We start from the raw sequence: 24,774 nt of genomic DNA on the forward strand, positions 1-24,774 counted from the left end.
CCCGCCGCCACGTCGGTGGCGGCGGGCCGGGGCCAGGGGTACGCCCTACGGGCTCAGGTGTTCGGGCGCTTTCCGTGGTTGGCGCTCTTCTTCTTCCGGGCGCGTCGCTTGTTGCCTCGCTTGGACATGGACCGCATCTCCCTTTTCCGTGCTAACAGGGACATATCGCCACGGTCAGTCTATGAGCGGGGTCCTCGCCGCGCATCGCGGCCGCTCGCCCCCGGCCGTTGGCTCCCGGCCGGTGGCTCCCGGCCGGTGGCTCCCGACCGGTGGCTCCCGGCCGCGTCACTTCCCCGCGAGTTCCCTCAGCGCGATGTTCAGCTTCAGGACGTTCACCCGGGGCTCGCCGATGAAGCCGAGGACGCGGCCCCTCGTGTGGTCGGCGACCAGCTTCGCCACCTCGGCCACCGGCAGCCCGTTGACCCGCGCCACCCGGTGGACCTGGAGCTTCGCGTACGCCGGGGAGATATCGGGGTCCAGGCCCGAGCCGGAGGAGGTGACCGCGTCGGCGGGGACGTCCGAGGCCTGCACCGTGAAGTCCGGCGTGGTGTTGTCCCGTACCACCGCCGCCTTCGCGTCCTTCACCTGCTGGATCAGCTTCTCGTTGTCGCCGGAGAGGTTGGTCGCGCCGGACACGATCAACTGGTACTGGGTGTTCAGGGAGTTGACGCCCTGGCCTTTCGAGGGGCGCGGCTGGAACCAGTGCGGGTCCGGGCGGGCGGCCTCGTCCGGGTCGGAGGGGTTCTTCTTGGGGAGGTCGTAGCGCTGGCCGATCAGCTCCGAACCGACCACCCGGCCCTGGGACTTGACCTCGGAGCCGTTCGCCTTGGCGCCGAAGGCCGCCTGGGCGACGCCGGTGACGGCGAGCGGGTAGAGGACGCCGCAGATGACCGTGAGGACGAGCAGGGCGCGCAGGCCCGCGCCGAGCAACCGGGCCGTGGTGGTGAGGGAGTTGTTCATGGCGGATCAACCGATTCCGGGGATGAGGGAGATGACCAGGTCGATGAGCTTGATGCCGACGAAGGGCGCGATCAGGCCGCCGAGGCCGTAGATCCCTAGGTTGCGGCGGAGCAGCTTGTCGGCGCTGGTCGGGCGGTACCGGACGCCCTTGAGGGCGAGCGGTACGAGCGCCACGATGACCAGCGCGTTGAAGACGACCGCCGAGAGGATCGCCGACTGCGGGCTGTGCAGGCCCATGACGTTGAGCTTGTCCAGGCCCGGGTAGACCACCGCGAACATCGCGGGGATGATCGCGAAGTACTTCGCCACGTCGTTGGCGATGGAGAACGTGGTCAGCGCGCCCCGGGTGATCAGGAGCTGCTTGCCGATCTCGACGATCTCGATCAGCTTGGTGGGGTCGGAGTCGAGGTCGACCATGTTGCCGGCCTCCTTGGCGGCCGACGTGCCGGTGTTCATCGCCACGCCCACGTCGGCCTGCGCGAGCGCGGGGGCGTCGTTGGTGCCGTCGCCGGTCATCGCGACCAGCTTGCCGCCCGCCTGCTCGCGCCTGATCAGCGCCATCTTGTCCTCGGGGGTGGCCTCGGCGAGGAAGTCGTCGACGCCCGCCTCCTCGGCGATGGCCTTGGCGGTCAGCGGGTTGTCGCCCGTGATCATGACCGTCCTGATGCCCATCCGGCGCAGCTCCGCGAACCGCTCCCGCATGCCCTCCTTGACCACGTCCTTGAGGTGGACGACACCCAGGACGCGGGCCCCGTCCGTGTCCTCCACAGCCACCAGCAGCGGCGTGCCACCAGCCTGGGAAATCCCGTCCGTGAGCCGCTGGGCGTCCTCGGCGACATGTCCGCCCCGCTCCTTCACCCACGCCACGACCGAACCGGCCGCGCCCTTGCGCACCTTGCGCCCGTCCACGTCCACACCCGACATCCGGGTCTGGGCGGTGAACGCCACCCACTCCGCGCCCGTCAGCTCGCCCTGGTTGCGCTCGCGCAGCCCGTACCGCTCCTTGGCCAGGACCACGACCGAGCGGCCCTCGGGGGTCTCGTCGGCGAGCGAGGAGAGCTGGGCCGCGTCCGCCAGCTCGGCCTCGGTGGTACCGCGTACGGGCACGAACTCCGCGGCCCGGCGGTTGCCCAGGGTGATGGTGCCGGTCTTGTCCAGGAGCAGCGTCGACACATCGCCCGCAGCCTCCACGGCCCGGCCCGACATGGCCAGGACGTTGCGCTGGACCAGGCGGTCCATGCCCGCGATGCCGATCGCGGAGAGCAGCGCGCCGATGGTGGTCGGGATGAGGCAGACCAGCAGGGCCGCGAGCACGATCATGGACTGCTCGGCGCCCGCGTACTGCGCGAAGGGCTGGAGCGTGACCACCGCCAGCAGGAAGACGATGGTGAGGGAGGCCAGCAGGATGTTGAGGGCGATCTCGTTGGGGGTCTTCTGCCGGGCCGCGCCCTCGACCAGGCTGATCATCCGGTCGATGAAGGTCTCGCCCGGCTTGGTCGTGATCTTGATGACGACCCGGTCGGAGAGCACCTTCGTACCGCCGGTGACGGCCGAGCGGTCGCCGCCGGACTCGCGGATCACCGGCGCGGACTCGCCCGTGATCGCGGACTCGTCCACCGAGGCGACGCCCTCGACGACGTCACCGTCGCCCGGGATGGTGTCGCCCGCCTCGCAGACGACCAGGTCGCCGACGCGCAGCTCGGTGCCGGGCACCAGCTCCTCGGCGGAGCCGTTCAGCCGCCGGGCGACCGTGTCGGTCTTGGCCCTGCGCAGGGTGTCGGCCTGCGCCTTGCCCCGGCCCTCCGCGACCGCCTCGGCCAGATTGGCGAAGACCGTCGTGAGCCAGAGCCAGCCCGCGATCGCCCAGCCGAACCAGTCGCCGGGGTCCTTGACCGCCAGGACGGTCGTGAGGACGGAACCGATCTCCACGACGAACATCACCGGGGACTTGACCATCACCCGGGGGTCCAGCTTCCTGACCGCCTCCGGGAAGGACCTGATCAGCTGTTTCGGGTCGAACAGGCCTCCCCCGACCCTCCCCTGGTCCGGATGGCCGGTGGGAACGTCGCCGTGCGGGGCGCGGGTGGGGGCGGCGGTTGCGGTGGGCATGGAGCCGGGCTCCTCGGACTTCAGGTTCGTGGTCATGCCGCCAGCCCCTCGGCGAGCGGCCCCAGCGCGAGCGCGGGGAAGTAGGTCAGACCGGTGACGATCAGGAGGGTGCCGACCAGCAGGCCGGTGAACAGCGGTTTGTCGGTGCGCAGGGTGCCCGCGGTCTCGGGGACGGGCCGCTGCTCGGCGAGCGAGCCCGCCAGCGCCAGCACGAACACCATCGGCAGGAACCGGCCGAGCAGCATCGCCAGGCCCAGGGAGGTGTTGAACCACTCGGTGTTGGCGTTCAGACCCGCGAAGGCCGAGCCGTTGTTGTTGGCGCCCGAGGTGTACGCGTAGAGCACCTCGGAGAAGCCGTGCGCGCCCGAGTTGGTCATCGAGTCGCGGGTCGAGGGCAGTGCCATGGCGATCGCCGTGAAGCCCAGCACCAGCGCGGGCGTGATCAGGATGTAGCAGGCCGCGAACTTGATCTCGCGGGTGCCGATCTTCTTGCCCAGGTACTCCGGCGTACGGCCGACCATCAGGCCCGCCAGGAACACCGCGATGACCGCCATGACCAGCATGCCGTAGAGGCCGGAGCCGGTGCCGCCGGGCGCGATCTCGCCGAGCTGCATGCCCAGCATGGTGATGCCGCCGCCGAAGCCGGTGAGCGAGGAGTGGAAACCGTCCACGGCGCCCGTGGAGGTGAGGGTGGTGGCGACCGCGAAGACCGAGGTGCCGCCGACGCCGAAGCGGGTCTCCTTGCCCTCCATGGCCCCGCCGGCGACGTCGAACGCCGGTCCGTGGTGGGCGAACTCGGTCCACATCATCAGGGCGGTGAACCCCACCCAGATGGCGGCCATCGTCGCCAGGATCGCGTATCCCTGCCGGAGGCTGCCGACCATCCGGCCGAAGGTCCGGGTCAGCGCGAACGGGATGACCAGGATCAGGAAGACCTCGAACAGGTTGGTGAAGCCGTCGGGGTTCTCGAAGGGGTGGGCGGAGTTGGCGTTGAAGTAGCCGCCTCCGTTGGTGCCCAGCTCCTTGATCGCCTCCTGGGAGGCGACCGCGCCGCCGTTCCACTGCTGGCTGCCGCCCATGAACTGGCCGACCTCGTGGATCCCGGCGAAGTTCTGGATGGCGCCGCAGGCGACCAGCACCAGCGCGCCGGCCACCGAGATCGGCAGCAGGATCCGGACGGTGCCGCGCACCAGGTCGGACCAGAAGTTGCCGAGCTCACCGGTACGGGAGCGGGCGAAGCCGCGTACCAGGGCGACGGCGACCGCGATGCCCACCGAGGCGGAGACGAAGTTCTGCACCGCGAGGCCGCCGGTCTGCACGACGTGGCCCATGGACTGCTCGCCCGAGTACGACTGCCAGTTGGTGTTCGCCACGAACGACGCGGCGGTGTTGAACGCCTGGTCCGCCGGGATCGACACGAAGCCGAGCGAGCCCGGCAGATGCCCCTGGAGGCGCTGGAGCAGATAGAGGAAGAGGACGCTCACCGCGGAGAAGGCGAGGACACCGCGCAGATACGCGGGCCAGCGCATCTGCGCGGACGGGTCGGCGCCGATGGCCTTGTAGATCCACTTCTCGACGCGCAGATGCCTGTCGGAGGAGTAGACGCGGGCCATGTAGTCGCCCAGCGGCCGGTACGAGAGGGCCAGGGCCGCCGCGAGCGCGGCGAACTGGAGCACCCCGGAAAGAACAGGAGACATGGCGGAGCTCAGAACCTCTCCGGGTACACAAGGGCGAGGACGAGGTATCCCAGCAGGGCGACGGCCACGATCAGGCCGACGACGTTCTCGGCGGTCACAGCTTCGCCACCCCCTTGGCGATGAGCGCCACCAGCGCGAATACCGCGACCGTGGTGACGACGAAGGCCAGATCGGCCATCGCGAACTCCAGAACTCGAAGAGGCTCGGAATTGAGCGGGAAATGTTCGGACCTGTTGAGCAAACCCGCCCGGGCGGCCCGCGCACGTTTCGTTGACGGGCCCCTTACGGCCACCGGCGCGTCCTTGACGGCTTTCATACGCGGCGCCGCGGCGGGCGGCCGGTGCGGCCCCGTGGCAGGTCCGAGGGGGGCGCGGGCCGACCGGGCGCCCGTGTGCCCGGCGCGCCGCCCCGTCACACTTCCGTGTCCGGCTTCGTCAGTTCCATGACAGTCGGAGCCCAGGCCACACAGCGAGTGGCAGCCAGGAGAACAGTCATGGAAGCACGGATGCCGAGCCCGGCGACGCTCGTCCCGGGGGCGATGGAGGCCGTCCGCGGACTCCAGAAGGCCACCCACAGCGCCGGGGTGCCCGCCACCACGATGCACCTGGTGCATCTGCGCGCCAGCCAGATCAACGGATGCAGCGCCTGTGTGGACTCCGGCACCCGGTACGCGATGAAGGGCGGCGAGAGCGCGGAGCGGCTCTTCGCGGTGGCCGCGTGGCGCGAGATGCCGTACTTCACGGACGCCGAGCGGGCCGCGCTCGCCCTGACCGAGTCCGTCACCCGGCTCAACGACCGGGCGGAGCCGGTGCCCGACGACGTCTGGGCGGAGGCCGCCCGGCACTACGAGGAGAAGCCGCTGGCGGCGCTGGTGCTGTGGATCGGCGTCAGCAACTTCTACAACCGCCTCAACGCGGCCACCCGCCAGCAGGGCGGCCAGACCTGGTGATCTTGTGCAACTCCCCTGGTGAACAAGGGATCTGACGCTCCGTTCGCTCTGTTCGACCTTGGCACCCGCGACCGCGTGGGGCATGCTCGCCGAGATCGACTCGTACGACATCCATGCGCGACGCCGAGGTGGCACGAATGGCAAACGAGACAACCGCCTGCTGCATTGTCGGGGGCGGGCCGGCCGGCGCGATGCTGGGGCTGCTGCTCGCCCGGGCCGGCATCGAGGTCACCGTCCTGGAGAAGCACCAGGACTTCCTGCGGGACTTCCGCGGCGACACGATCCACCCCTCCACCCTGGACGTCCTCGCCGAGCTGGGCCTCGCCGAGCGCTTCTTGGAGCTGCCGCACCGCACCACACCGGGGATCAACATGGTCACCGACACCCGTGACGTGCTCGTCGCCGACCAGCGGCTGCTGTCCGGCACCTATCCGTACATCGCCTTCGTCCCCCAGTGGGACTTCCTCAACCTGCTGGCCGCCGAGGCCGCCAAGTACCCCCACTTCCATCTGAAGATGGGCGCGGAGGTGCACGGTCTGATCCGCGAGGGCGACCGGGCCCGGGGCGTGCGCTACCGGGACGGCGAGGGCGAGCACGAGCTGCGCGCGGAGCTCACCGTGGCCGCCGACGGCCGCGACTCGGTGCTGCGCCGCCCGGCCGGGCTGGTCCCGCAGGGCTTCGGGGCGCCGATGGACGACCTGTGGTTCCGGATCCCGCGCGAGGAGAGCGACCCGCCGGACACCTTCATCCGGATGGGCCGGCAGGGGCTGCTGATCGGCATCTGCCGGGACACGTACTGGCAGTTCGCGTACGTCATCCCCAAGGGCCGGTACGCGGAGCTCCAGGCCGAGGGCATCGAGTCGCTGCGGGCCAGCATCCGGGCGCTGCTGCCGTGGATGGGCGACCGCCCGGACAAGATCGAGTTCTCCGACGCGCGGATGCTGGAGGTACGGGTCGAGCGGCTCAGGCGCTGGTACCGGCCGGGGCTGCTGTTCATCGGCGACGCCGCGCACGCGATGTCGCCGGTCGGCGGGTTCGGCATCAACGTGGCCGTGCAGGACGCGGTGGCCACCGCCAACCTGCTGGCCGAGCCGCTGCGGCGGGGCGCGGTGAGCACCGAGCACCTGGCGGCGCTCCAGCGGCGGCGGCTGCCCCCGGTGATCGCCATCCAGAGTATGCAGATCCTGCTCCAGAACCAGCTGATCGCGCCGACCCTGCACGGCACCCGGGAGTCCAGGCCGCCGCGGTTCCTGGCGGTCGCGGAGCATGTGCGGCCGATGCGGCAGCTGATCGCGCGGATGATCGGGTACGGGCCGCGGCCCGAGCACGTACGGATTCCCGAGCGGGTCTGAGCCGGACGGCCGCCGACGGGCGGGTACGGGCGCGAAGGGCGCCGGTACCCGCCCGTCGGCATTTCCGGAATTTCCCGCGATCCGGCTTCCGTGAACTCCCGGCAATTTCGTTGACCGGACAACCAGCCGCTATCCGCAACTGTCCAACTGCGGAATTCCCGCGGTCGCACACAGCCGTGCTAGAGCTGTTCACCAGGGGCCTGAGTGCCACTGGAGCCGCGCCTGACGGGCAAGTTGAGCGCTGCTTGACCCGCACCCGCCGCCCCGTGCTAAACCCATACGCACTTGATAGAAATCAAGCCAGAGAGGGATTCATGACGACCATCATCTACCCCGAGGACCGTCCTGCCGGGCGCCGCGGGTTTGAAATCGTCCTGCCGAGCGGTGCCACGGATGGCGCCGCCGCCCTCGTGGAAGGCGAGATAGCGGCCGCGACCCCGGGGCCGCCGCTGCACACCCATGCCGAGTCCGACGAGACGTACTTCGTCCTGGAGGGCTCCCTGGTCATGTACATCGACGGCGAGGTGACCACGCTGGGTCCGGGCGGGATGGCGCACATCTCCAAGGGCACCGAGCACACCTGGTCCACCACGGTCGAGGGCGGCTGCCACTTCCTGACGCTGCACCTGCCGGGCGGCTACGAGCTGTACCACCCGACCGCGCTCGCCGCCGAGCACGAGAAGGGCGGCCCGCTGATCCAGTCCGACCTCTTCGAGCTGGCCGCGAAGTTCGACTGGCGGATGGCGGGCAGCGAGCCCAGGCGCCTCACCCCCGACGGCGTCCTCGTCCCGGCGGGCGAGGCCGACGCGAAGGCCCAGCGCCTGCTCGCCGAACACACCAAGCAGCCGGTCGCTTGAGCGGCTTAGTAAGCCGCAGCGACTTAGCCGGGCGCGGCGGGTCGGCCGGGCCGAGTGGCCCGGGCCGTCGGAGCGTGTGAGTGCCTTCCTGAGCGGTGGTGTCGGCCTGTCATGAGCCCGACATCCCGGGCGGGAGGGCGCTTCCCCGCGCCCTTTCGCCCGCAGCGCGGCCCCCGCCCCGTCCGATCGCCCAGGCGATCCGCGGGGCGGCTGTCTGCGCGCCCACCGCACGGCTGTGACCTGCGAAGAGTCACAAGACCAGATCCTGTGTCGTCATCTGAGTGACGCACTTTTTCCTGCCGCTGTGGCAAGGAGATCCGCAAATGGCACTCGTCTCATCACGCTCCATCCGTCACGACCGGGCTCGGACGGCCTCGGTCACCACGATCGGCCAGAGGTAGAAACGCCATGACTCACGACACCCACGCCGGAGCCGACGCGTCCGGCGAAGCGCAGACGCTCGACCCGCGCCGCTGGCTCGCCCTGATCATCGTTCTCGTGGCCGGGTTCATGGACATGCTCGACGTGACGATCGTCAACGTCGTCATCCCGAGCATCCAGAAGGACCTGCACGCCGACTACACCCAGATCGAATGGGTCGTGGCCGGCTATGTGCTGGGCTTCGCGGCCCTGCTGATCACCGGCGGCCGGCTCGGCGACATCTACGGCCGCAAGAAGATGTTCCTGATCGGCGTGGCGGGCTTCACCATCGCCTCGACGCTCTGCGGTGTGGCGAGCGGCCCGGGCATGCTGATCGGCGCGCGCTTCTTCCAGGGCGCCATGGCGGGCCTGATGGTCCCGCAGATCCTGGCGATCATCCATGTCACGTTCCCGTCCGAGGAGCGCGGCAAGGTGCTCGGCATCTGGGGCGGGGTGCTCGGCTCCGCGTCGGTGGCCGGTCTGATCGTCGGCGGTGTGCTGGTCGACGCGAACATCGCGGACCTGGAGTGGCGTCCGATCTTCCTGGTCAACATCCCCGTGGGCGTGGGCGCGTTGATCGCCGCCTGGTTCTTCGTGCGCGACTCCAAGTCGGCGGCCGCGCCCAAGCTGGACCCGATCGGCGTGGTGATCGCGGTGACCGGCATCCTGATGCTGGTCTACCCGCTCGCCGAGGGCCGCGCCCTCGACTGGCCGGCCTGGACGTTCCTCCTGATGGGCAGCTCGGTCGTGGTCTTCGGCGTGCTCGTCGTCTTCGAGCGCCACCGCACCCGGACCGTGGGCTCGCCGCTGGTGGTGCTCAGCCTCTTCAAGGAGCGCGCGTTCACCGCGGGCATGCTGGTGTGGACGCTGTTCTGGATCGCGCTCGGCGGCTTCTTCCTGGTGTGGACGCTCTATATGCAGCTCGGTCTCGGCTGGTCGCCCATGCGCGCCGGTCTGACCGGTGCCGCCTTCGCGGTCGGCGCCGCCGCGGGCTCCGGCCTCGCGGTCGAGGTGTTCACCCCGCGCATAGGCCGCCTCACCCTGATCGGCGGCGCGCTCCTGAACGCGCTGGGCTTCGCCGCGTACATCCTGGTCGCCCACCACTACGGCCCGGGCATCCCGTCCTGGCAGATGATCGCGCCGCTGGTGGTCACCGGCTTCGGCTTCGGTCTGGTGGTGGCGCCGATGATCGACGCGATCCTCACCAAGGTGCCCGCCAAGGACGCGGGCTCCGCCTCCGGTCTGCTCGGCACCACCCAGCAGGTCGGTATGGCGCTCGGTGTCGCCCTGGTCGGCGTGCTCTTCTTCGGCCACCTCGCCAGCGACTCCGACCACGGCGTGGACAAGGTCACTCCGGCGCTGCGCCAGGAGCTGGTGACCGCCGGGGTCCCGGCGGACGGCGTCGACGGCATCGTCAAGGGCTTCCGGGCGTGTGTGCACGACCGGTCGGCCGAGTCGGATCCGACCAAGGTCCCGGCCAGCTGCCGGCCCTCCTCGGTACCGGGCGCCGACAAGGTCCAGCCGATCCTGACCAAGCAGGGCCAGGAGGCCGTCAGCCACAACTTCGTCAAGAGCTTCGACCTCAGCCTCTGGTACGGGGTCGGGATCCTGATCCTGGTGGCGCTCGGCATGTTCGCGCTGCCCCGTGAGGTGCACGCGCGCGACCTGGACGCGGAGCTGGAGGCCCTGGGCGAGCCGGTCGCCCGGGGCGTCTGACCCCGCGCCGCCCTCACGCGCCCCGACTCCCCGCGGGCGTACGCCGGTCGCTCAGGCCGACGCGCGCTTGCGGGGCGTCGTCTTCTTCGCGGCCGTCTTCTTGGCCGTGGTGGCGGTGGACTTCTTGGCGCCGGACGCGGACGCCTTGGGTGAGGCCGCCGACTTCTTGGCGGTCTTCGAGGTCGACTTGGTGGCGGTCTTGGCGGTGGACCTGGCCGTGGTCTTCGTGGCCGCCTTGCTCGTGCTCTTCGCGGTCTTCTTCGCCGGGGCGCTCTTGCGCGCGGCCGTCTTGCGCGGCTTCAGCTCGGTGACCTCGGCCGACCCCTCCGCCTCCTCGCCGCGCGCCTCCTTCGCCGCGCGCACGCTGTTCTCCAGCGCGGCCATCAGGTCGATGACCTTGCCGCCGCGGGGCGACTCCGGTGCCTCGGCCGGGGGCAGCGCGCCGCCCGCCTTGGAGGCGATGAGGGACTCCACGGCCTCCCGGTAGTCGTCGTGCAGGGTCTCGACGTCGACGTCGCCGAGGGTGTCCATCAGGGCGTCCGCCAGATCGAGCTCGGCGTCGCGGACCTTGACGTCACTGTCCGGGGCGACCCCTTCGGGCGTACGGATCTCGTCCGGCCACAGCAGCCCGTGCATGGCGATCACGTCGTCCACGACCCGCAGCATCCCCAGCCGCTCCCGCCCGCGCAGCGCGAACTTGGCGACCGCCACCTTGCGGCTGCGCTTGAGCGCCTCTCTGAGCAGGGTGTACGGCTTGGCCGCCGGGACGCCGCTGGCGCTCAGGTAGTACGCCGTGTCGATCTGGAGCGGGTCGATGGAGTCGGCCGGCACGAAGGCCACGATCTCGATGGTCTTGGCGGTGGGCAGCGGCAGCGCGGCCAGGTCCTCGTCGGTGATCGGCACCAGCGACCCGTCCGCGTCCTCGTACGCCTTGCCGATCTCGGACGCGTCCAGCTCCTCGCCGTCCAGCTCGCACACCTTGCGGTAGCGGACGCGTCCGCCGTCCTCGGTGTGGATCTGGCGGAACGAGATCGAGTGGCTCTCGGTCGCGTTGTAGAGCTTGATCGGGATGCTGACCAGCCCAAATGAGATCGCGCCGTTCCATATGGATCGCACTCTTCATCCTCTTTGCCGGAAATAGTGGGATTCTCATCGTATGACGCCGATCACATGGGTGGAGGGGCGGCGGGTCGCCCTCTCCCGGCTGGAGAAGGTGCTGTACCCGGCGACCGGCACCACCAAGGGCGAGGTGCTGCACTACTACGCGTCCGTCGCGGGTGCGCTCCTCGCCCATCTGCACAACCGGCCGGTGTCGTTCCTGCGCTACCCGGACGGCCCCGGGGGGCAGCTCTTCTTCACCAAGAATCCCCCGCCCGGCACACCCTCCTGGGTGACGACGGTGTCCGTCCCGCGCTCCGAGGACAGCGGCGCGCGCCAGGTGGCGGTCCCGGACCTGTCGACCCTGATGTGGGCGGCCAACCTGGTGGTGGAGTTCCACACCCCGCAGTGGCAGGCGGACGCGCCCGCGCGGGCCGACCGGATGGTCTTCGACCTGGACCCCGGGGCCCCGGCGACGGTGGTGGAGTGCTGCGCGGTGGCGCAGTGGCTGCGCGAGCGTCTGGCGGCGGACGGGCTGCACGCGTACGCGAAGACCTCCGGCTCCAAGGGTCTGCACCTCCTCGTCCCCCTGGAGCCGACCTCCTCCGACCACGTCTCCCGCTACGCCAAGGGCCTCGCCCAGGAGGCGGAGGCAGCCCTCCCCGGCCTGGTCACGCACAAGATGGCCAAGGCCCTGCGCCCCGGCAAGGTGTTCGTCGACCACAGCCAGAACGCGGCGGCGAAGACGACGGCGGCGCCGTACACGCTGCGGGCGAGGGAGCGCCCGACGGTGTCGGCGCCGGTGTCCTGGCAGGAGGTGGAGTCCTGCCGCACGCCGGACGACCTGGTCTTCCTCCTCCAGGACATCGAGCCGCGGCTGGCGGTGGACGGGGATCTGCTGGGCCCCCTGATCAACCTCAACCGGGCGGGGCGGGTGCCGTGAGCGGGCCTCGGCCGCCGGTACGGGTCGCGCTGGCGCGGGCCGTACGGGAGCTGCCGCGTGGGCCGGGCTGGTGGTACGAGCCGAAGTTCGACGGCCATCGGATGGTGGTGTTCCGGGACGCCGACGGGGTGGTGCTCCAGGCCCGGTCGGGCCGGATCGTGACGGCCGCTTTCCCGGATCTGGTGGCGGCGGCGCTGGAGGTGCCGGCGGGGTGTGTGCTCGACGGGGAGGTGGTGGTGTGGAGCGGGGGCCGCACCGACTTCGCGGCGGTGCAGCGCCGGGCGGCGGCGACGCCGGCGCGGGCCGCGCTGCTCGCCGCGCGGCTGCCGGCCTCGTACGCGGCGTTCGACGTCCTCGCCGACGGGGGCGAGGACGTGCGCCGCCTCCCGTACGGCGCGCGCCGGGCCCGGCTGGTGTCCCTGCTCGGCCCCCTGGGCCCCCCGCTCCAGCCGGTCCCGGCGACCGACGACCTCGAAACGGCGCTGACCTGGTACGAGACGCTTCCCGCGAGCGGCATCGAGGGCCTGGTGGCCAAGCGCGCCGACTCCCCGTACCGGGGTGGGACGCGCGCGTGGCGCAAGGTGCGGCACACGGAGACGTGGGAGGGGGTGGTGGTCGGGTACGTCGGCCCGGCGCGGCGGCCGAGCGCGCTGGTGCTGGTGCTGCCGGGCGACGACGAGGTGACCGTGTCGACGCCGCTGTCGTCCGGGCTGCGGGCGGAGGCGGGGCGGGCGGGGTTGCCGAGCGGGCCGGTGACGGGGGTGGCGGTGGCGCCGGGGTGGGGGGAGGTGGGGTATACGGGGGTGGAGGGAGGGGGGTTGTTGGCGGAGGTGTCGCGGGGGTCTGCGCGGCTGGGTGTGACGACGGTGCTGCGCTTGCGTGTTGCCCCCACCCCGCCCCTTCCCTAAACCCTCCGGGGGTGGGGGGTGGTTGGAGGCCCACTTCCCCGGGGCTACGCCCCCGGCCCCATTTCCGTCTGCGACCCAGTGGCGGGCTGGCCGCGCAGTTCCCCGCGCCCCTAAAAACCCCGTTCATCTGCGGACCGTGGTCGGTTGCTCGCGCAGTTCCCCGCGCCCCTGAAGAACGGGGCCTGCGGCCCCTGTTCGGCCCGGGGCGGGCGGGCCCCCTAGGGGCGCGGGGAACTGCGCGACCAGCCCCCACCGGGCCGCGGACAAACGCGCAGCGGTCAGGGGGTGCAGGGGCGCAGCCCCGCCCAGGGGCCGGGGGCTCAGCCCCCTCCCACCCCCGGAGGGTTTAGGGAAGGGGCGGGGTGGGGGCCGCTCACACGCGGAGCCATGTGCGGCGGTCCCGTGCCGTCCAGTACAGCCCCTCCACATCCGCCGGCTTCAACACCCCGCCCCACCGGCCCAGTTCGGGCAGATCCACATCCCGCAGCACCCGCACACCCCCGGGCGGGGCCGCCACGTCGACCCGGGACGGTTCGGACAGGACCAGTGCCGCCCGTACCGGCGCCGCGAGCGCCAGCGACGCCCGTTCCGCGTCCCGCCGGGCCCACCGCAGCAGCGGCGACGGGGCGGAGCGGCCGACCCCCACCAGGGGATCGGCGATCCGCACCCGGCGGCGGTGCGCGGCCACCGTGCGGAAGGTCATGATCCCGGCCGGGCCGATCGCCAGGTGGTCCAGCAGCCCCTCCCCCGGCAGCGGCACCGAGTGCAGCACCCGCCACCCCGCCCCCTCCAGCGCGTCCAGGCCCGCCCCCACCCGCTCCTGCGCCGCGAGCAGCGCCCGGCGCGGGTCCTCCCGCAGCCGGCGGGGCGAGGCGTGGCGTTCGAGCTCGGCGAGGAGCGCCTCGCCGGGGCGGTTCGGCGCCAGGTCGTCGTCGGGGTGGAGGGAGAGACGGGCCAGGTCCGCGGAGGTCGGCGGGGGCGGCGGACCCACCGTCACCTCGCCCACCACGAAGGGCGCGAGCGCGGCCAGGACGGCGTCGCGGCACTCCTCCAGGAGCAGGCTCACCCGCCCGCTGTCCCTGTCGTACCAGGCGGCGCTCCTGCCGTCGGGGAGGCTGACGTACAGCCGTGCCCGTCCGTGCCGGTGCACCGGCGTGACCCGCAGTCCCGACATCCCGCACCACCCCCACGCCCATGGGAACAGCACCGGCCGCACAGGGCAATATCGCGGCTCGTATAGTGCGAGCCGCTACCGCGTGTCACACGCCTCGCTTTACCTCGGGAGGGGAAGTCCGATGCTCATTTGGGGCACCAAGGGATATCTGTATCAGCTCGCCATGATGACGCTCGTCTGCGGGAACTGCGGCAACCCGGCCGCTCACGGCCTGCGCAAGCACGTCACCAAGTTCACGCTGTTCTTCATCCCGCTCTTCCCGGTCTCCACCAAGTACCGCACCCAGTGCACCTTCTGCGGCATGGAGCAGCAGATCGTCAAGGAGCAGGCGGAGCAGCTGCTCGCGATGGCCGCCGGGCCGCAGCCGGGCCAGCAGCCGCAGCAGCCGGGTCAGCAGCCGCAGGCGCAGGCGGGCCAGATGCAGGGCCAGGCCCCCGGGCAGAACCCCTACCAGCAGTAATGCCGCCGTCGCCGCGGTCGTGGAGAGCTGTTACAGAGTCGGGAAGGCTCCGCGACACCTCCGGCCTACCGTGGTGATCATGACCACGTCCACTCCCTCCGGGCCCCGCGCCCGTACCCGCCGCACGGCCCGGCTCGCGGCCACCGCCGCGCTCGTCCTCGCGGTGGGCGGCGGCCTGGCGGCCTGCGGCTCGGGGTCGTCCGGGGCCCAGGCCAAGGCGCCCGACGTCACCGTCCCGAACGCCGCCACCACCCAGGCCGCCCGGCAGCCGGACCCGTTGAGGGCGGCCGAGCCGACCCGGGTGGTCATCGCGTCCGCCGGCGTCGACGCGAGCCCGGTGCTCCGACTCGGTCTCGACGAGAAGCAGGAGCTGGAGGTGCCGCCCGTCGACAAGGCGGAGCTGGCGGGCTGGTACACCGGCAGCGTCACGCCCGGCGAGAAGGGCGCGTCCGTGATCGTGGCGCACTACGACACCGCCGAGGGGCCCGCCCTGCTGCGCGACGTGAAGAAGATGCACGTCGGGGACGCCATCGAGGTGGGCAGGAAGGACGGCTCGACGGCCGTCTTCCGGATCCGCGAGACCCAGCAAGTGGACAAAACAGACTTCCCTACGAATAAGGTCTATGGGAAGACCGACCGTCCGGAACTCCGCCTCATCACCTGCGGCGGCCCGATCAAGAACGGCCACCGCTCGGCCAACATCATCTTCTACGCCGACCTGGTGAAGGTGAAGTAGCCCGGGGGCGGTGCCGCTCCGGTGCCGCCGTCCGTACGACAGGAGCACCTTGACCCGCCACCGCCGCCCCGCCCGCGCAGCGCTCCCGCTGCTCGCCGCCGGTGCCGCAGCCCTGCTGCTGGCCGGCTGCGGCAACGCGGGCAGCCTGGAGGGCGCGGGCGCGACCCCCACGGCGGTCGGCCCGGTCCACCTCTGGCCCGAGCTGCCCAAGCCCACGACGACGCCGCTGGACTTCGGCGAGGGACAGACGGAGCGGGTGCCCGGCATCGAGGTGCGCGGCGGCGACGTCCGCGCCCTGGACCCGGTCGCGGTCGTCCAGGCGGAGGTGCGCGCCCACCCCGACCAGTACACGGGCGCCGACGGGCTCTATGAGGAAACGGTTCGCCAGCTCAACCAGTGCCGCCGGAAGCCGAAGGCCTGCCCGGTGCTGCGCGCGTACTACCGCGATCTGACCGGCGACGGGAAGGACGAGCTGATCCTCGGCATCAAGATGCCGGAGCAGCAGCTGGCCGTGCGCTGCTACATGCCCGACCGCGGCGGCCTCACCCGGATCATGTCCACCTCGGACCAGCTGATCGGCGTGGAGCTGGCCGGGCGGGACGTCATCCTGCACTCGGTCTCGGCGGGCATTCCCGGGTACGAGTACCGCACGGCCTGGTCGTGGGACGGCCACCAGCACGCCATGCTGCCCACCCGCGACGAGATCATCCGGGTGGAGCCGCAGCACTCGCCCAACCCGGTGCCCCACCCCAAGACCCCGAGCCCGTCCGCCGACCGCTCGCCGCGCTCCTCCGCGAGCGCCCGGTGAGAGGGCCCCGGCTGCCCGCCTGGACGGCGACGCTCACCTGGAAGGCCGCGGTCTTCATCACCGTGATGTGCTGTGCGCTCGCGGCGCTGCTCGGTGTGCTCGTCCATGTCTCGGTGACCCGGCAGACCGTCGGCCAGGCCCGCGACAAGGCGCTGGACAAGCTGGAGGAGGTCTCGCGCGCGTACGAGGCGGGCGAGCCGCTGCCGCCGGGCGCGGGGATGGACCCGCAGGACCTGCCCCCCTCGCTGCGCGCGCTCGCGGTCTCCGGCAAGCGCGGCACGGTGGTGGCCGACGACCGGGGCCGCCCGACGATGTGGGCGGCGGGCCCGGCGGACGGCCGGGCGATCGCCGTCTCGATCGACTACAGCCAGAGCGCCCGCACCATCACCGGCCTGGACCAGGCGATCCTCGGCTCCTCCATCCTCGCCATCGGCGCCACGCTGCTGGTCGGCGTCTTCGGCGTCACCCGGGTCACCCGCAGGCTGCACCAGACGGCGACGGTGGCCCGCAGGATCGGCGCGGGCGACCTCGACGCCCGGGTCAACGACCCCCGTACGAAGGACCCCTCGCGGCCCCAGGACGAGGTGGCGACGGTCGCCGGGGCGCTCGACACCATGGCCGGAACGCTCCAGAACAAACTGCTGAGCGAGCAGCGGTTCACCGCGGACGTCGCCCATGAGCTGCGCACCCCGCTGACCGGGCTGCACGCGGCCGCCGAACTGCTGCCCGAGGGACGGCCCGCCGAGCTGGTACGGGACCGGGTGCGGGCGATGCGCTCGCTCACCGAGGACCTCCTGGAGATCTCCCGCCTGGAGGCCGGCAGCGAGCGCGTCGACCTGGACCTGGAGCGGCTGGGGCCGCTGGTGGAACGGGTGGTGCGGGCCTCCGGGACGGACACCGAGCTCGTCGTCGTCCGGGACACCTGTGTGGAGACCGACAAGCGCCGGCTGGAGCGGGTGCTGTCCAATCTGCTGGGCAACGCCCACAAGCACGGCGCGCTGCCGGTCGAGCTGACCGTGGACGGCCCGGTGGTGACGGTACGGGACCACGGGGCCGGGTATCCCCCGTACCTCCTCGACCACGGCCCCCAGCGATTCCGCACCGAGGGCGGCACCAAGGGGCACGGTCTCGGGCTGACCATCGCGGTCGGCCAGGCCGCGGTGCTCGGCGCCGAACTCAGCTTCGGCAACGCGGCGGACGGCGGCGCGCTGGCACGGCTGACCCTGCCGGAGTACGTGGACACCGACGGCGCTCCGGAGGGCCCCGGGCACCCGGACGGGCAGGCCGGGGCGGGTGGCGGGGATCCGGCGCGTCCCCCGTCCGGCGGTCCCCGCACCCCTTAGCGCTTTGCGGGTGGCAAGAAGCGAACCTAACGTGAGCGGGGCGAGCCAAGGGCCGTGGAGCGCGGCCCTCCCCTCCCCCAGGAGGCACCTGTGTCCCCCCGTAACCCGCTTGCCCTGCTCGGTCTGTGCCTAGCCACCTCAGCGGTCGCCGCTCTCGCGGCGGCCGGTCCCGCCGTCGCCGAGGAATCCGCCGAGAACTCCTCCAAGGGCCGGGTGACGGCCCGGTCCGGCCTGATCCTGCGGGACAAGCCGACCCGCAGCAGCAGGATCGTCGGCGTGGCCCCGTACGGGCGGATCGTCCACATCTTCTGCAAGACCGGCGGCGACCCCGTCAACGGCAACGGCGTCTGGTACCTCCTGGAGGACGGCACCTGGGCCTGGGCGTCGGCGTACTACATCCAGAACCTCGGCTCGGCGCCCCGCTGGTGCTGAGCCGTCAGCTCACCGCCCGAGCAGACGTGCCTTCGCGGCCGTGAACTCCTCGGGAGTGAGCACGCCCTGCTGAGCCAGCTCCCCGAGGCGGCTCAGCAGGTCCACCAGGGCGTCGCCGGAGCGAGGGGCCCGGGAGGCGGGGGCTTCGGACTCCGGAGCTTCGGACTTCGGAGCGTCGGACTTCGGAGCGTCGGACTCCGGAGCTTCGGACTTCGGAGCGTCGGACTCCGGAGCTTCGGACTTCGGAGCGTCGGATGGGGGCGCGGCCTTCGCGGGGCGGGGGCCGCCCACCAGGAGCCCGCGCAGCAGCGGGGTTCCGGAGGGGCGCACCACGGGCCGTGCCGCCGCGCGGGTGGGCTTGATGTACATCGCTCAGCCTTCCTCTCGCGCGCCCTGTGCGCGCGCGGCCAATGCCGCCCGGACCTCTTCCAGGCGTTCCGGCGGGATCCGCACCGACCCGGCGACGTGCCCGCCCGCGGCCCGCACCCCCTTCGCCGCCTCCTCCGCCCACAGGTGCTCGATCAGTACGACCAGCGCACAGCTGCCCGGGTCGAGCAGGTCCCCGGCCTCGCGCACGTCCTCCGGCCCGATCAGCCGCTCGACGCCCTCGCCGACCAGCACCCCGGCGAGCTCCTCGAACTCGTCGAGCTCCGCCGAGGACACCTCCCCGGCGGCGGTCCTGGTGACGACCAGCGCGTCGACCATCCGTACGGCACGGGACCGGCGCACTCCCACAAGCGAGTCGACGGCCCGCACCCGCAGCTGCTCCTCGGGGAAGGCGAGGACGATGAACTCCACGGGCCCCATGGCGTACTCCTCCGTGACGGACCGTCAAAACTCCCCCCGCTCGGCACACTATGACATAAGGGGACATAGAGGCCCGGGCTTGCTACGTTGCCCGACATGACCGCACCGACGGCGGCGGACGAGCCCCCGCCCGCCCCGCGCCTCGCCCGACGCCGGGGCGTCGAACTCTCGCTGCTCGTCTGCGCCGTCCTCGTCCCGGTCTTCGGCTACGCGGTCGTGGGCCTCGCCAAGAACGGCGCCGTCCCGCCGGACGCGGCACGCTACGGCGCCGGGCTCGGACTCCTGGCCCTGCTCGCCCATCTCGCGGTCCGCCGCCGCGCCCCGTACGCCGACCCGCTGCTGCTGCCCATCGCGGTGCTGCTCAACGGCCTCGGCCTGGTCCTGATCTACCGCCTCGACCTGGAGACCCCGCGCACCCCGGCCGCCTCCGCCCAGCTCGTCTGGTCGACCGTCGGCGTCGGGCTCTTCACCGCCGCCGTCCTGGTGCTGCGCGACCACCGCGTCCTGACCCGGTACGCCTATCTGTCGGCCGCCTCCGCGCTGTTCCTGATGGTGCTGCCGATCCCGTTCCCGGCCGTCAACGGGGCCAAGATCTGGATCCGGCTCGGCGGACTCTCCTTCCAGCCGGGCGAGTTCGCCAAGATCCTGTTCGCGGTCTTCTTCGCCGGGTACCTGGCCGCCAACCGGCACGCCCTGGCGTACACCGGCCGCCGCGTGTGGCGGCTCCAGCTGCCCACCGGCCGGGTGCTCGGCCCGATCGTGGCGATCTGGCTGCTGAGCGTCGGCGTCCTGGTCCTGGAGCGCGACCTCGGCACCTCGCTGCTCTTCTTCGGCCTCTTCGTGATCATGCTGTACGTGGCGACCGGCCGCACCGGCTGGATCGCGGTGGGGCTGCTGCTGGCGGCGGTCGGCGCGGCGGCCGTCGGCTCGCTGGAGCCGCACGTGCACAGCCGGGTGGAGGACTGGCTGCACCCCTTCGCCTCCATCGAGGCAGGCCAGGGCCCCGGCCAGCTCGCCCAGTCGCTCTTCGCCTTCGCGGCGGGCGGGATGTCCGGTACGGGCCTGGGCGCCGGGCACTCCGTCCTCATCGGGTTCGCCGCGAAGTCCGACTTCATCCTGGCGACGGCGGGCGAGGAGCTGGGGCTCGCCGGGCTGAGCGCCGTCTTCCTGCTGTACGCGCTGCTCGTCGCCCGGGGCTACCGCGCCGCGCTCACCCTGAGCGATCCGTTCGGGCGGCTGCTCGCCGTGGGGCTCGCCTCGATCCTCGCGCTCCAGGTGTTCGTGATCGCGGGCGGGGTCACCGGGCTGATCCCGCTCACCGGCATGGCGATGCCGTTCCTGGCCCAGGGCGGCTCCTCGGTCGTCACCAACTGGGTGATCGTGGCGCTCCTCATCCGCCTCAGCGACAGCGCGCGCACCCCGCGCCCGGCCGTGGAGAGCGACACGCCCACTCCCGTACGGACAGGAGCGCGATGATCCGCTACATCCGCCGGGCCGCCGCCTGCTGTCTGCTCCTGCTGGTGGCGCTGCTGGTCAACGCGGCCCGCGTCCAGGTCTTCCAGGCCGACGCGCTCGACGCCGACCCGGCCAACCGCCGCACCACCCTGGCCCGTTACGGCCAGCCGCGCGGCGACGTACTGGTGGACGGCGACGCGGTCACCGGCTCCAAGGACACCCGCCAGCCGCTGCGCTACGAGCGCACCTACGCCGACGGGCCGCTCTACGCGCCGGTCACCGGCTACTCCTCGCAGGTCTACGGCACCTCGCTGGTGGAGGCCGCCGAGGACCCGGTGCTCTCCGGCACCTCCCCGCTGCTCACCCCGCTGTGGGGCTCCCTCACCCGCAAGCGGCAGCCGGGCGGCGACGCGGTCACCACCATCAGGGCCTCCGTCCAGCGGGCCGCCTTCCGGGGGCTGGCGGGCAGGCGGGGCGCGGTCGCCGCCGTGGAGCCGGCCAGCGGCCGGATCCTGGCGCTGGTCAGCAGCCCCTCGTACGAGCCGGGACGGCTGTCGGGGACCGGGCGGGCGGTCAAGGGCGCCTGGGCCGCGCTGAACGCGGACCCCGACCAGCCGATGCTCAACCGGGCGATCCGGCAGACCTATCCGCCGGGCTCCGCGTTCAAGATCGTGACGGCGGCGGCCGCGCTGGACGCGGGTGCCGTCACCGACGTGGACGCGCCGACGACCACGCCCGACCCCTATGTCCTGCCCGGCACCAGCACCACGCTGCCCAACGAGGCCGACGGCTGCGGCAAGGCCTCGCTCGCGTACGCGGTGGTCGTCTCCTGCAACACGGTGATGGCGCATCTGGGGGTGAAGGTGGGGCTCGCGGGGATGCTGGAGGCGGTGGGACGGTTCGGGTTCAACGACACCCGGCTGCGGATCCCCTCGGCGGTGGCCAAGTCCAACTTCGACAAGAAGATGGGCCCGGACCAGCTGGCGCTCTCCTCCATCGGCCAGTTCGACACCACGGCGACACCCCTGCAGATGGCGATGGTGGCGGCGGCCGTCGCCAACGGCGGGGAGCTCCGCCACCCGTATCTGGTGGAGCGGACGACCACCGCGCGCGGGACGACCGTCGCCCAGTACGGCCCCCGCACCTACCGCCAGGCCATGAACCCGGCCACCGCGACGCGGCTCCAGCAGCTGATGGTGGACGTGGTGGAGAAGGGCACCGGGGCCAACGCGGCGATCCCCGGGGTGAAGGTGGGCGGCAAGACCGGCACCGCGCAGAACGGCGTGGGCAACCGGGGCCTCCCGTACGCCTGGTTCATCTCCTGGGCGCAGGCGGCCGACGCGGTCCAGCCCGGGGTGGCGGTGGCGGTGGTCGTCGAGGACGCCGAGGCCAACCGGGCGGACATCAGCGGCGGGGGCGACGCGGCCCCCATCGCCAAGGCGGTGATGGAGGCGGCGCTGGCCGGGTGAGCGCCGCCTCCCGCAGGCGGGGGCGCGCCGGTCAGCCGGTGGCGCCCTGGGCGATCGTCTCCTCGACCTCCGCGACCCGCGCGGTCTCCTCCTGGGCGAACCGCTCGGCGTCGAGCCGCTCGGCGATCTCCTCGTCCTCGGCCATCAGCAGGTCGAGGTTGGAGTCGCCCATCTCCAGGACGCCCATGTCCACGTACGCCTGCTGGAGGCGCTTGCCCCACAGGCCGATGTCCTTCACGCACGGGACGATCCGGCTGAACAGCAGCTTGCGGAACAGGTGCAGATACTCGTTCTGCTCCGAGAACTGCTCGGCCTCCGCTGTGGGGACGCCGAAGTTCTCCAGGACCTCCACCCCGCGCAGCCGGTCGCGCATCAGATAGCAGCCCTCGATCACGAACTCCTCGCGCTCGCGCAGCTCCGCGTCGCTCAGCTGCCGGTAGTAGTCGCGCAGGGCCATCCGTCCGAACGCCACGTGCCGGGCCTCGTCCTGCATGACGTACGCCAGGATCTGCTTGGGCAGCGGCTTGTCGGTGGTGTCGCGGAGCATGCCGAAGGCGGCGAGCGCGAGGCCCTCGATCAGGACCTGCATACCGAGGTAGGGCATGTCCCAGCGGGAGTCGCGCAGGGTGTCGCCGAGCAGCCCCTGGAGGTTGTCGTTGACCGGGTAGAGCATGCCGATCTTCTCGTGCAGGAACCGGCCGTAGATCTCGGCGTGCCGGGCCTCGTCCATGGTCTGGGTGGCCGAGTAGAACTTGGCGTCCAGGTCCGGCACCGACTCCACGATCCGCGCCGCGCACACCATCGCGCCCTGCTCGCCGTGCAGGAACTGGCTGAACTGCCAGGCGGTGTAGTGCTTGCGCAGCTCGCCCTTGTCCTTGTCGGTCAGCTTGGACCAGTAGCGGGTGCCGTAGAGGGTCATCGCCTCGTCGGGGGTGCCCAGCGGGTCGTACGGGTCGACCTCCAGGTCCCAGTCGATGCGCTTGGCGCCGTCCCACTGCTTGTCCTTGCCCTTCTGGTACAGGGCGAGGAGGCGCTCACGTCCGTCGTCGTAGTCCCAGCTGAAGCGCGCCGCGCCGGAGGCGGGGACTTCCCAGAGCGGGTCCTGCGGGCCGTTCACATACAGGTCGTGCGTCGACACGTGCGGCTCCTTCGCGTCGCGGAATTCCCTGACTGACCGTTACACGCGGGTTCCCTGGCAGGCTCACACGTTGGTAGACGCGCGGTCAACAAGTCGGTCCCAAGGGATTGACGGGCTTGCTGACAAGCAGTCTCATAAGAGTCGACCGCCGGTAACCCCTTCGAACACCGACTCACCGAGGTGCCCCGTCATGACGACCGTGACCGACAGCGAAGTGCTCCGCGACGCGCTCGGACTGCTCCGGGACCGCGAGGAGGTCGCCGAGCGGCTGCTCGCGTCGTCCGCCAAGCACTCCTTCGACCCCGACAAGGAACTCGACTGGAGTGCTCCGTTCGAGGACGGCAAGTGGTTCTGGCCGCCGGAGCTGCTCTCCCTCTACGACACCCCGATGTGGCGCAAGATGTCCGAGGACCAGCGTCTGGAGCTGTCCCGCCACGAGGCCGCCTCGCTCGGCTCGCTCGGCATCTGGTTCGAGATCATCCTGATGCAGCTGCTGGTGCGGCACATCTACGACAAGCCGGTGACCAGCAACCACGTCCGCTACGCGCTCACCGAGATAGCCGACGAGTGCCGGCACTCCATGATGTTCGCCCGCATGATCCAGAAGAGCGGCTCGCCCACCTACCCGGTCCCCCGGCTCTACCACAACCTCGCGCGCGTCCTGAAGACCGTCTCCACCACCCCCGGCTCCTTCGCGGCCACCCTGCTCGGCGAGGAGATCCTCGACTGGATGCAGCGGCTGACCTTCCCGGACGACCGGGTGCAGACCCTGATGCGCGGGGTGACCCGCATCCACGTGGTGGAGGAGGCCCGCCATGTGCGCTACGCCCGCGAGGAGTTGCGGCGCCAGATGGTCACCGCACCCGCCTGGGAGCGGGAGCTGACCCGGGTCAGCTGCGGCGAGGCGGCCCGCGTCTTCTCCACCTGCTTCGTCAACCCCCAGGTGTACGAGAACGTCGGCCTGGACCGCCGCGAGGCCGTCGCCCAGGTGAAGGCGAGCGGCCACCGGCGCGAGGTCATGCAGAACGGCGCCAGGCGGCTCACCGACTTCCTCGACGACATCGGTGTGCTGCGCGGGGTCGGCCGCAGGCTGTGGCAGAGCTCGGGCCTGCTGGCCTGAGCGCGCTCCCGGTGCCCTTCACTCCCGGCCAACCGCACGCGCGCACCCGCGTCGTACGCCCATCCGGGGATTACGCTGCCCGTATGACCTCACCGGCCGCCACCCCCGCGTACCGCAGGCTCAGCGTCGAGGAGCGCCGCACCCAGCTCCTCGACGCCGCGCTGTCGCTCTTCGCGCACCGGGCCCCGGAGGACGTCTCGCTCGACGACGTCGCCGAGACCGCCGGGGTCTCGCGCCCGCTGGTCTACCGCTACTTCCCCGGCGGCAAGCAGCAGCTGTACGAGGCCGCGCTGCGCTCGGCCGCCGACGAGCTCGAACTCTGCTTCGCCCAGCCCCAGAGCGGCCCGCTCACCCAGCGCCTCAGCCACGCCCTGGACCGCTACCTCGCCTTCGTCGACGAGCACGACGCCGGGTTCTCCGCCCTGCTCCAGGGCGGCAGCGTCGCCGAGACCTCGCGGACCACCGCGATAGTCGACGAGGTGCGCCGGGCCGCCGCCGAGCAGATCCTGCTCCACCTGGAGGTGGAGAACCCGGGTGCACGGCTGCGGATGATGGTGCGCACCTGGATCGCGGCCGTCGAGGCCGCCTCGCTGATCTGGCTCGACGAGGAGAAGCAGCCTCCGCTGCCCGAGCTGCGCGACTGGCTGGTCGACCACCTGGTGGCGCTGCTCACCGCGACCGCCGCCACCGACCCGCAGGCCGCCGCCGTGGTGCGGGCGGCCCTCGCCCTGGAGCCGGGCGACGGCCCGGCCGGTCTGCTGGCCCGCCGGGTGATCCCGGTCCTCGCCGAGGCCGCCCACCTGCTCTGAGGTCTTCGCTCGGG

General features: G+C 71.8%; 26 protein-coding genes. 15 read left to right on the plus strand and 11 right to left on the minus strand.

The window, feature by feature from the left end; genetic code table 11:
• Positions 1-53: 53 nt before the first annotated feature.
• The 6 genes from ABD236_RS35125 to ABD236_RS32310 form a co-directional block, all read right to left on the minus strand.
• Positions 54-128: a 50S ribosomal protein bL37 gene (locus ABD236_RS35125; RefSeq protein WP_371657075.1), complete on the minus strand. Its 75-nt coding sequence runs from the start codon at positions 126-128 to the stop codon at positions 54-56.
• A gap of 157 nt (positions 129-285) precedes the next feature.
• Positions 286-960 (minus strand): potassium-transporting ATPase subunit C, encoded by a 675-nt coding sequence (locus tag ABD236_RS32290; protein WP_344080286.1) that lies wholly within the window; start codon positions 958-960, stop codon positions 286-288.
• A gap of 6 nt (positions 961-966) precedes the next feature.
• Entirely contained in the window at positions 967-3,105 is a 2,139-nt protein-coding gene (kdpB, locus tag ABD236_RS32295; RefSeq protein ID WP_344080289.1) for a potassium-transporting ATPase subunit KdpB, read from the minus strand.
• Positions 3,102-4,766: a potassium-transporting ATPase subunit KdpA gene (gene kdpA, locus ABD236_RS32300; protein WP_344080294.1), complete on the minus strand. Its 1,665-nt coding sequence runs from the start codon at positions 4,764-4,766 to the stop codon at positions 3,102-3,104. The genes kdpB and kdpA overlap by 4 nt, the downstream gene beginning before the upstream one ends.
• Positions 4,767-4,774: 8 nt before the next feature.
• On the minus strand, positions 4,775-4,864 hold the full coding sequence (gene kdpF, locus ABD236_RS32305) for a K(+)-transporting ATPase subunit F (RefSeq protein ID WP_190123518.1): 90 nt from the start codon (positions 4,862-4,864) through the stop codon (positions 4,775-4,777).
• On the minus strand, positions 4,861-5,082 hold the full coding sequence (locus ABD236_RS32310) for a hypothetical protein (protein ID WP_344080302.1): 222 nt from the start codon (positions 5,080-5,082) through the stop codon (positions 4,861-4,863). Before ABD236_RS32310 ends, kdpF begins: the two co-directional genes overlap by 4 nt.
• Positions 5,083-5,259: 177 nt before the next feature.
• Here ABD236_RS32310 and ABD236_RS32315 point away from each other — a divergent pair, with 177 nt between their 5' ends.
• The 4 genes from ABD236_RS32315 to ABD236_RS32330 all read left to right on the plus strand — a co-directional run bounded on the left by ABD236_RS32315 (position 5,260) and on the right by ABD236_RS32330 (position 10,060).
• Positions 5,260-5,715 carry a carboxymuconolactone decarboxylase family protein gene (locus ABD236_RS32315; RefSeq protein ID WP_344080305.1) on the plus strand — a complete coding sequence of 152 codons (456 nt, stop codon included), beginning with the start codon at positions 5,260-5,262 and terminating at the stop codon, positions 5,713-5,715.
• 137 nt (positions 5,716-5,852) lie between these two features.
• Positions 5,853-7,067: an FAD-dependent oxidoreductase gene (locus ABD236_RS32320; protein ID WP_344080309.1), complete on the plus strand. Its 1,215-nt coding sequence runs from the start codon at positions 5,853-5,855 to the stop codon at positions 7,065-7,067.
• 314 nt (positions 7,068-7,381) lie between these two features.
• The gene (locus ABD236_RS32325; protein WP_344080312.1) at positions 7,382-7,924 is read left to right on the plus strand and encodes a cupin domain-containing protein; all 543 of its coding nucleotides are present in this window, start codon (positions 7,382-7,384) and stop codon (positions 7,922-7,924) included.
• A gap of 408 nt (positions 7,925-8,332) precedes the next feature.
• Positions 8,333-10,060, plus strand: coding sequence for an MFS transporter (locus ABD236_RS32330; RefSeq protein WP_344080315.1), 1,728 nt, complete (start codon positions 8,333-8,335; stop codon positions 10,058-10,060).
• Positions 10,061-10,111: 51 nt separating this feature from the next.
• Here ABD236_RS32330 and ku read toward each other — a convergent pair whose 3' ends face one another.
• A complete protein-coding gene (gene ku / locus ABD236_RS32335; RefSeq protein ID WP_344080318.1) occupies positions 10,112-11,176 on the minus strand; it encodes a non-homologous end joining protein Ku in 1,065 nt (354 codons plus the stop codon).
• Between the two features lie 40 nt (positions 11,177-11,216).
• Here ku and ligD point away from each other — a divergent pair, with 40 nt between their 5' ends.
• Both ligD and ABD236_RS32345 read left to right on the plus strand, forming a co-directional pair.
• A complete protein-coding gene (ligD, locus tag ABD236_RS32340) occupies positions 11,217-12,101 on the plus strand; it encodes a non-homologous end-joining DNA ligase (protein WP_344080321.1) in 885 nt (294 codons plus the stop codon).
• Positions 12,098-13,009, plus strand: a complete 912-nt coding sequence (locus ABD236_RS32345; RefSeq protein WP_344080324.1) for an ATP-dependent DNA ligase — start codon at positions 12,098-12,100, stop codon at positions 13,007-13,009. The genes ligD and ABD236_RS32345 overlap by 4 nt, the downstream gene beginning before the upstream one ends.
• 373 nt (positions 13,010-13,382) lie before the next feature.
• Here ABD236_RS32345 and ABD236_RS32350 read toward each other — a convergent pair whose 3' ends face one another.
• A complete protein-coding gene (locus tag ABD236_RS32350; protein ID WP_344080327.1) occupies positions 13,383-14,183 on the minus strand; it encodes an NERD domain-containing protein in 801 nt (266 codons plus the stop codon).
• Between the two features lie 121 nt (positions 14,184-14,304).
• Between ABD236_RS32350 and ABD236_RS32355 the strand changes: the two genes are divergently transcribed.
• From ABD236_RS32355 to ABD236_RS32375, 5 genes are all read left to right on the plus strand, one after another.
• A complete protein-coding gene (locus ABD236_RS32355; RefSeq protein ID WP_344080330.1) occupies positions 14,305-14,643 on the plus strand; it encodes a zinc ribbon domain-containing protein in 339 nt (112 codons plus the stop codon).
• Positions 14,644-14,722: 79 nt separating this feature from the next.
• Positions 14,723-15,379: a class F sortase gene (locus ABD236_RS32360; RefSeq protein ID WP_344080333.1), complete on the plus strand. Its 657-nt coding sequence runs from the start codon at positions 14,723-14,725 to the stop codon at positions 15,377-15,379.
• Positions 15,380-15,428: 49 nt separating this feature from the next.
• The gene (locus tag ABD236_RS32365; protein ID WP_344080336.1) at positions 15,429-16,187 is read left to right on the plus strand and encodes a hypothetical protein; all 759 of its coding nucleotides are present in this window, start codon (positions 15,429-15,431) and stop codon (positions 16,185-16,187) included.
• Positions 16,188-16,252: 65 nt separating this feature from the next.
• A complete protein-coding gene (locus ABD236_RS32370; RefSeq protein WP_344080444.1) occupies positions 16,253-17,530 on the plus strand; it encodes an ATP-binding protein in 1,278 nt (425 codons plus the stop codon).
• Positions 17,531-17,620: 90 nt separating this feature from the next.
• A complete protein-coding gene (locus ABD236_RS32375; RefSeq protein ID WP_344080339.1) occupies positions 17,621-17,962 on the plus strand; it encodes an SH3 domain-containing protein in 342 nt (113 codons plus the stop codon).
• A 9-nt stretch (positions 17,963-17,971) separates the two neighbouring features.
• On the opposite strand, the gene ABD236_RS32380 is transcribed toward ABD236_RS32375, so the two are convergent.
• A complete protein-coding gene (locus ABD236_RS32380; protein WP_344080342.1) occupies positions 17,972-18,331 on the minus strand; it encodes an SHOCT domain-containing protein in 360 nt (119 codons plus the stop codon).
• 3 nt (positions 18,332-18,334) lie between these two features.
• Complete coding sequence (locus ABD236_RS32385) at positions 18,335-18,769, minus strand: DUF6325 family protein (RefSeq protein ID WP_344080345.1); 435 nt, start codon at positions 18,767-18,769, stop codon at positions 18,335-18,337.
• A gap of 96 nt (positions 18,770-18,865) precedes the next feature.
• On the opposite strand from ABD236_RS32385, the gene ABD236_RS32390 reads away from it, so the two are divergent.
• Both ABD236_RS32390 and ABD236_RS32395 read left to right on the plus strand, forming a co-directional pair.
• A complete protein-coding gene (locus ABD236_RS32390; protein ID WP_344080348.1) occupies positions 18,866-20,245 on the plus strand; it encodes an FtsW/RodA/SpoVE family cell cycle protein in 1,380 nt (459 codons plus the stop codon).
• Positions 20,242-21,693, plus strand: coding sequence for a penicillin-binding transpeptidase domain-containing protein (locus ABD236_RS32395; RefSeq protein WP_344080351.1), 1,452 nt, complete (start codon positions 20,242-20,244; stop codon positions 21,691-21,693). Before ABD236_RS32390 ends, ABD236_RS32395 begins: the two co-directional genes overlap by 4 nt.
• Positions 21,694-21,724: 31 nt before the next feature.
• Here ABD236_RS32395 and ABD236_RS32400 read toward each other — a convergent pair whose 3' ends face one another.
• Positions 21,725-22,831, minus strand: a complete 1,107-nt coding sequence (locus ABD236_RS32400; protein WP_344080354.1) for a ferritin-like domain-containing protein — start codon at positions 22,829-22,831, stop codon at positions 21,725-21,727.
• 190 nt (positions 22,832-23,021) lie between these two features.
• Between ABD236_RS32400 and ABD236_RS32405 the strand changes: the two genes are divergently transcribed.
• A complete protein-coding gene (locus ABD236_RS32405) occupies positions 23,022-23,951 on the plus strand; it encodes an AurF N-oxygenase family protein (protein WP_344080358.1) in 930 nt (309 codons plus the stop codon).
• An 83-nt stretch (positions 23,952-24,034) separates the two neighbouring features.
• Complete coding sequence (locus ABD236_RS32410) at positions 24,035-24,760, plus strand: TetR/AcrR family transcriptional regulator (protein WP_344080361.1); 726 nt, start codon at positions 24,035-24,037, stop codon at positions 24,758-24,760.
• Positions 24,761-24,774: the final 14 nt, after the last annotated feature.

Source organism: Streptomyces crystallinus (genome assembly GCF_039521265.1).
Taxonomy (GTDB): Bacteria; Actinomycetota; Actinomycetes; order Streptomycetales; family Streptomycetaceae; genus Streptomyces; species Streptomyces crystallinus.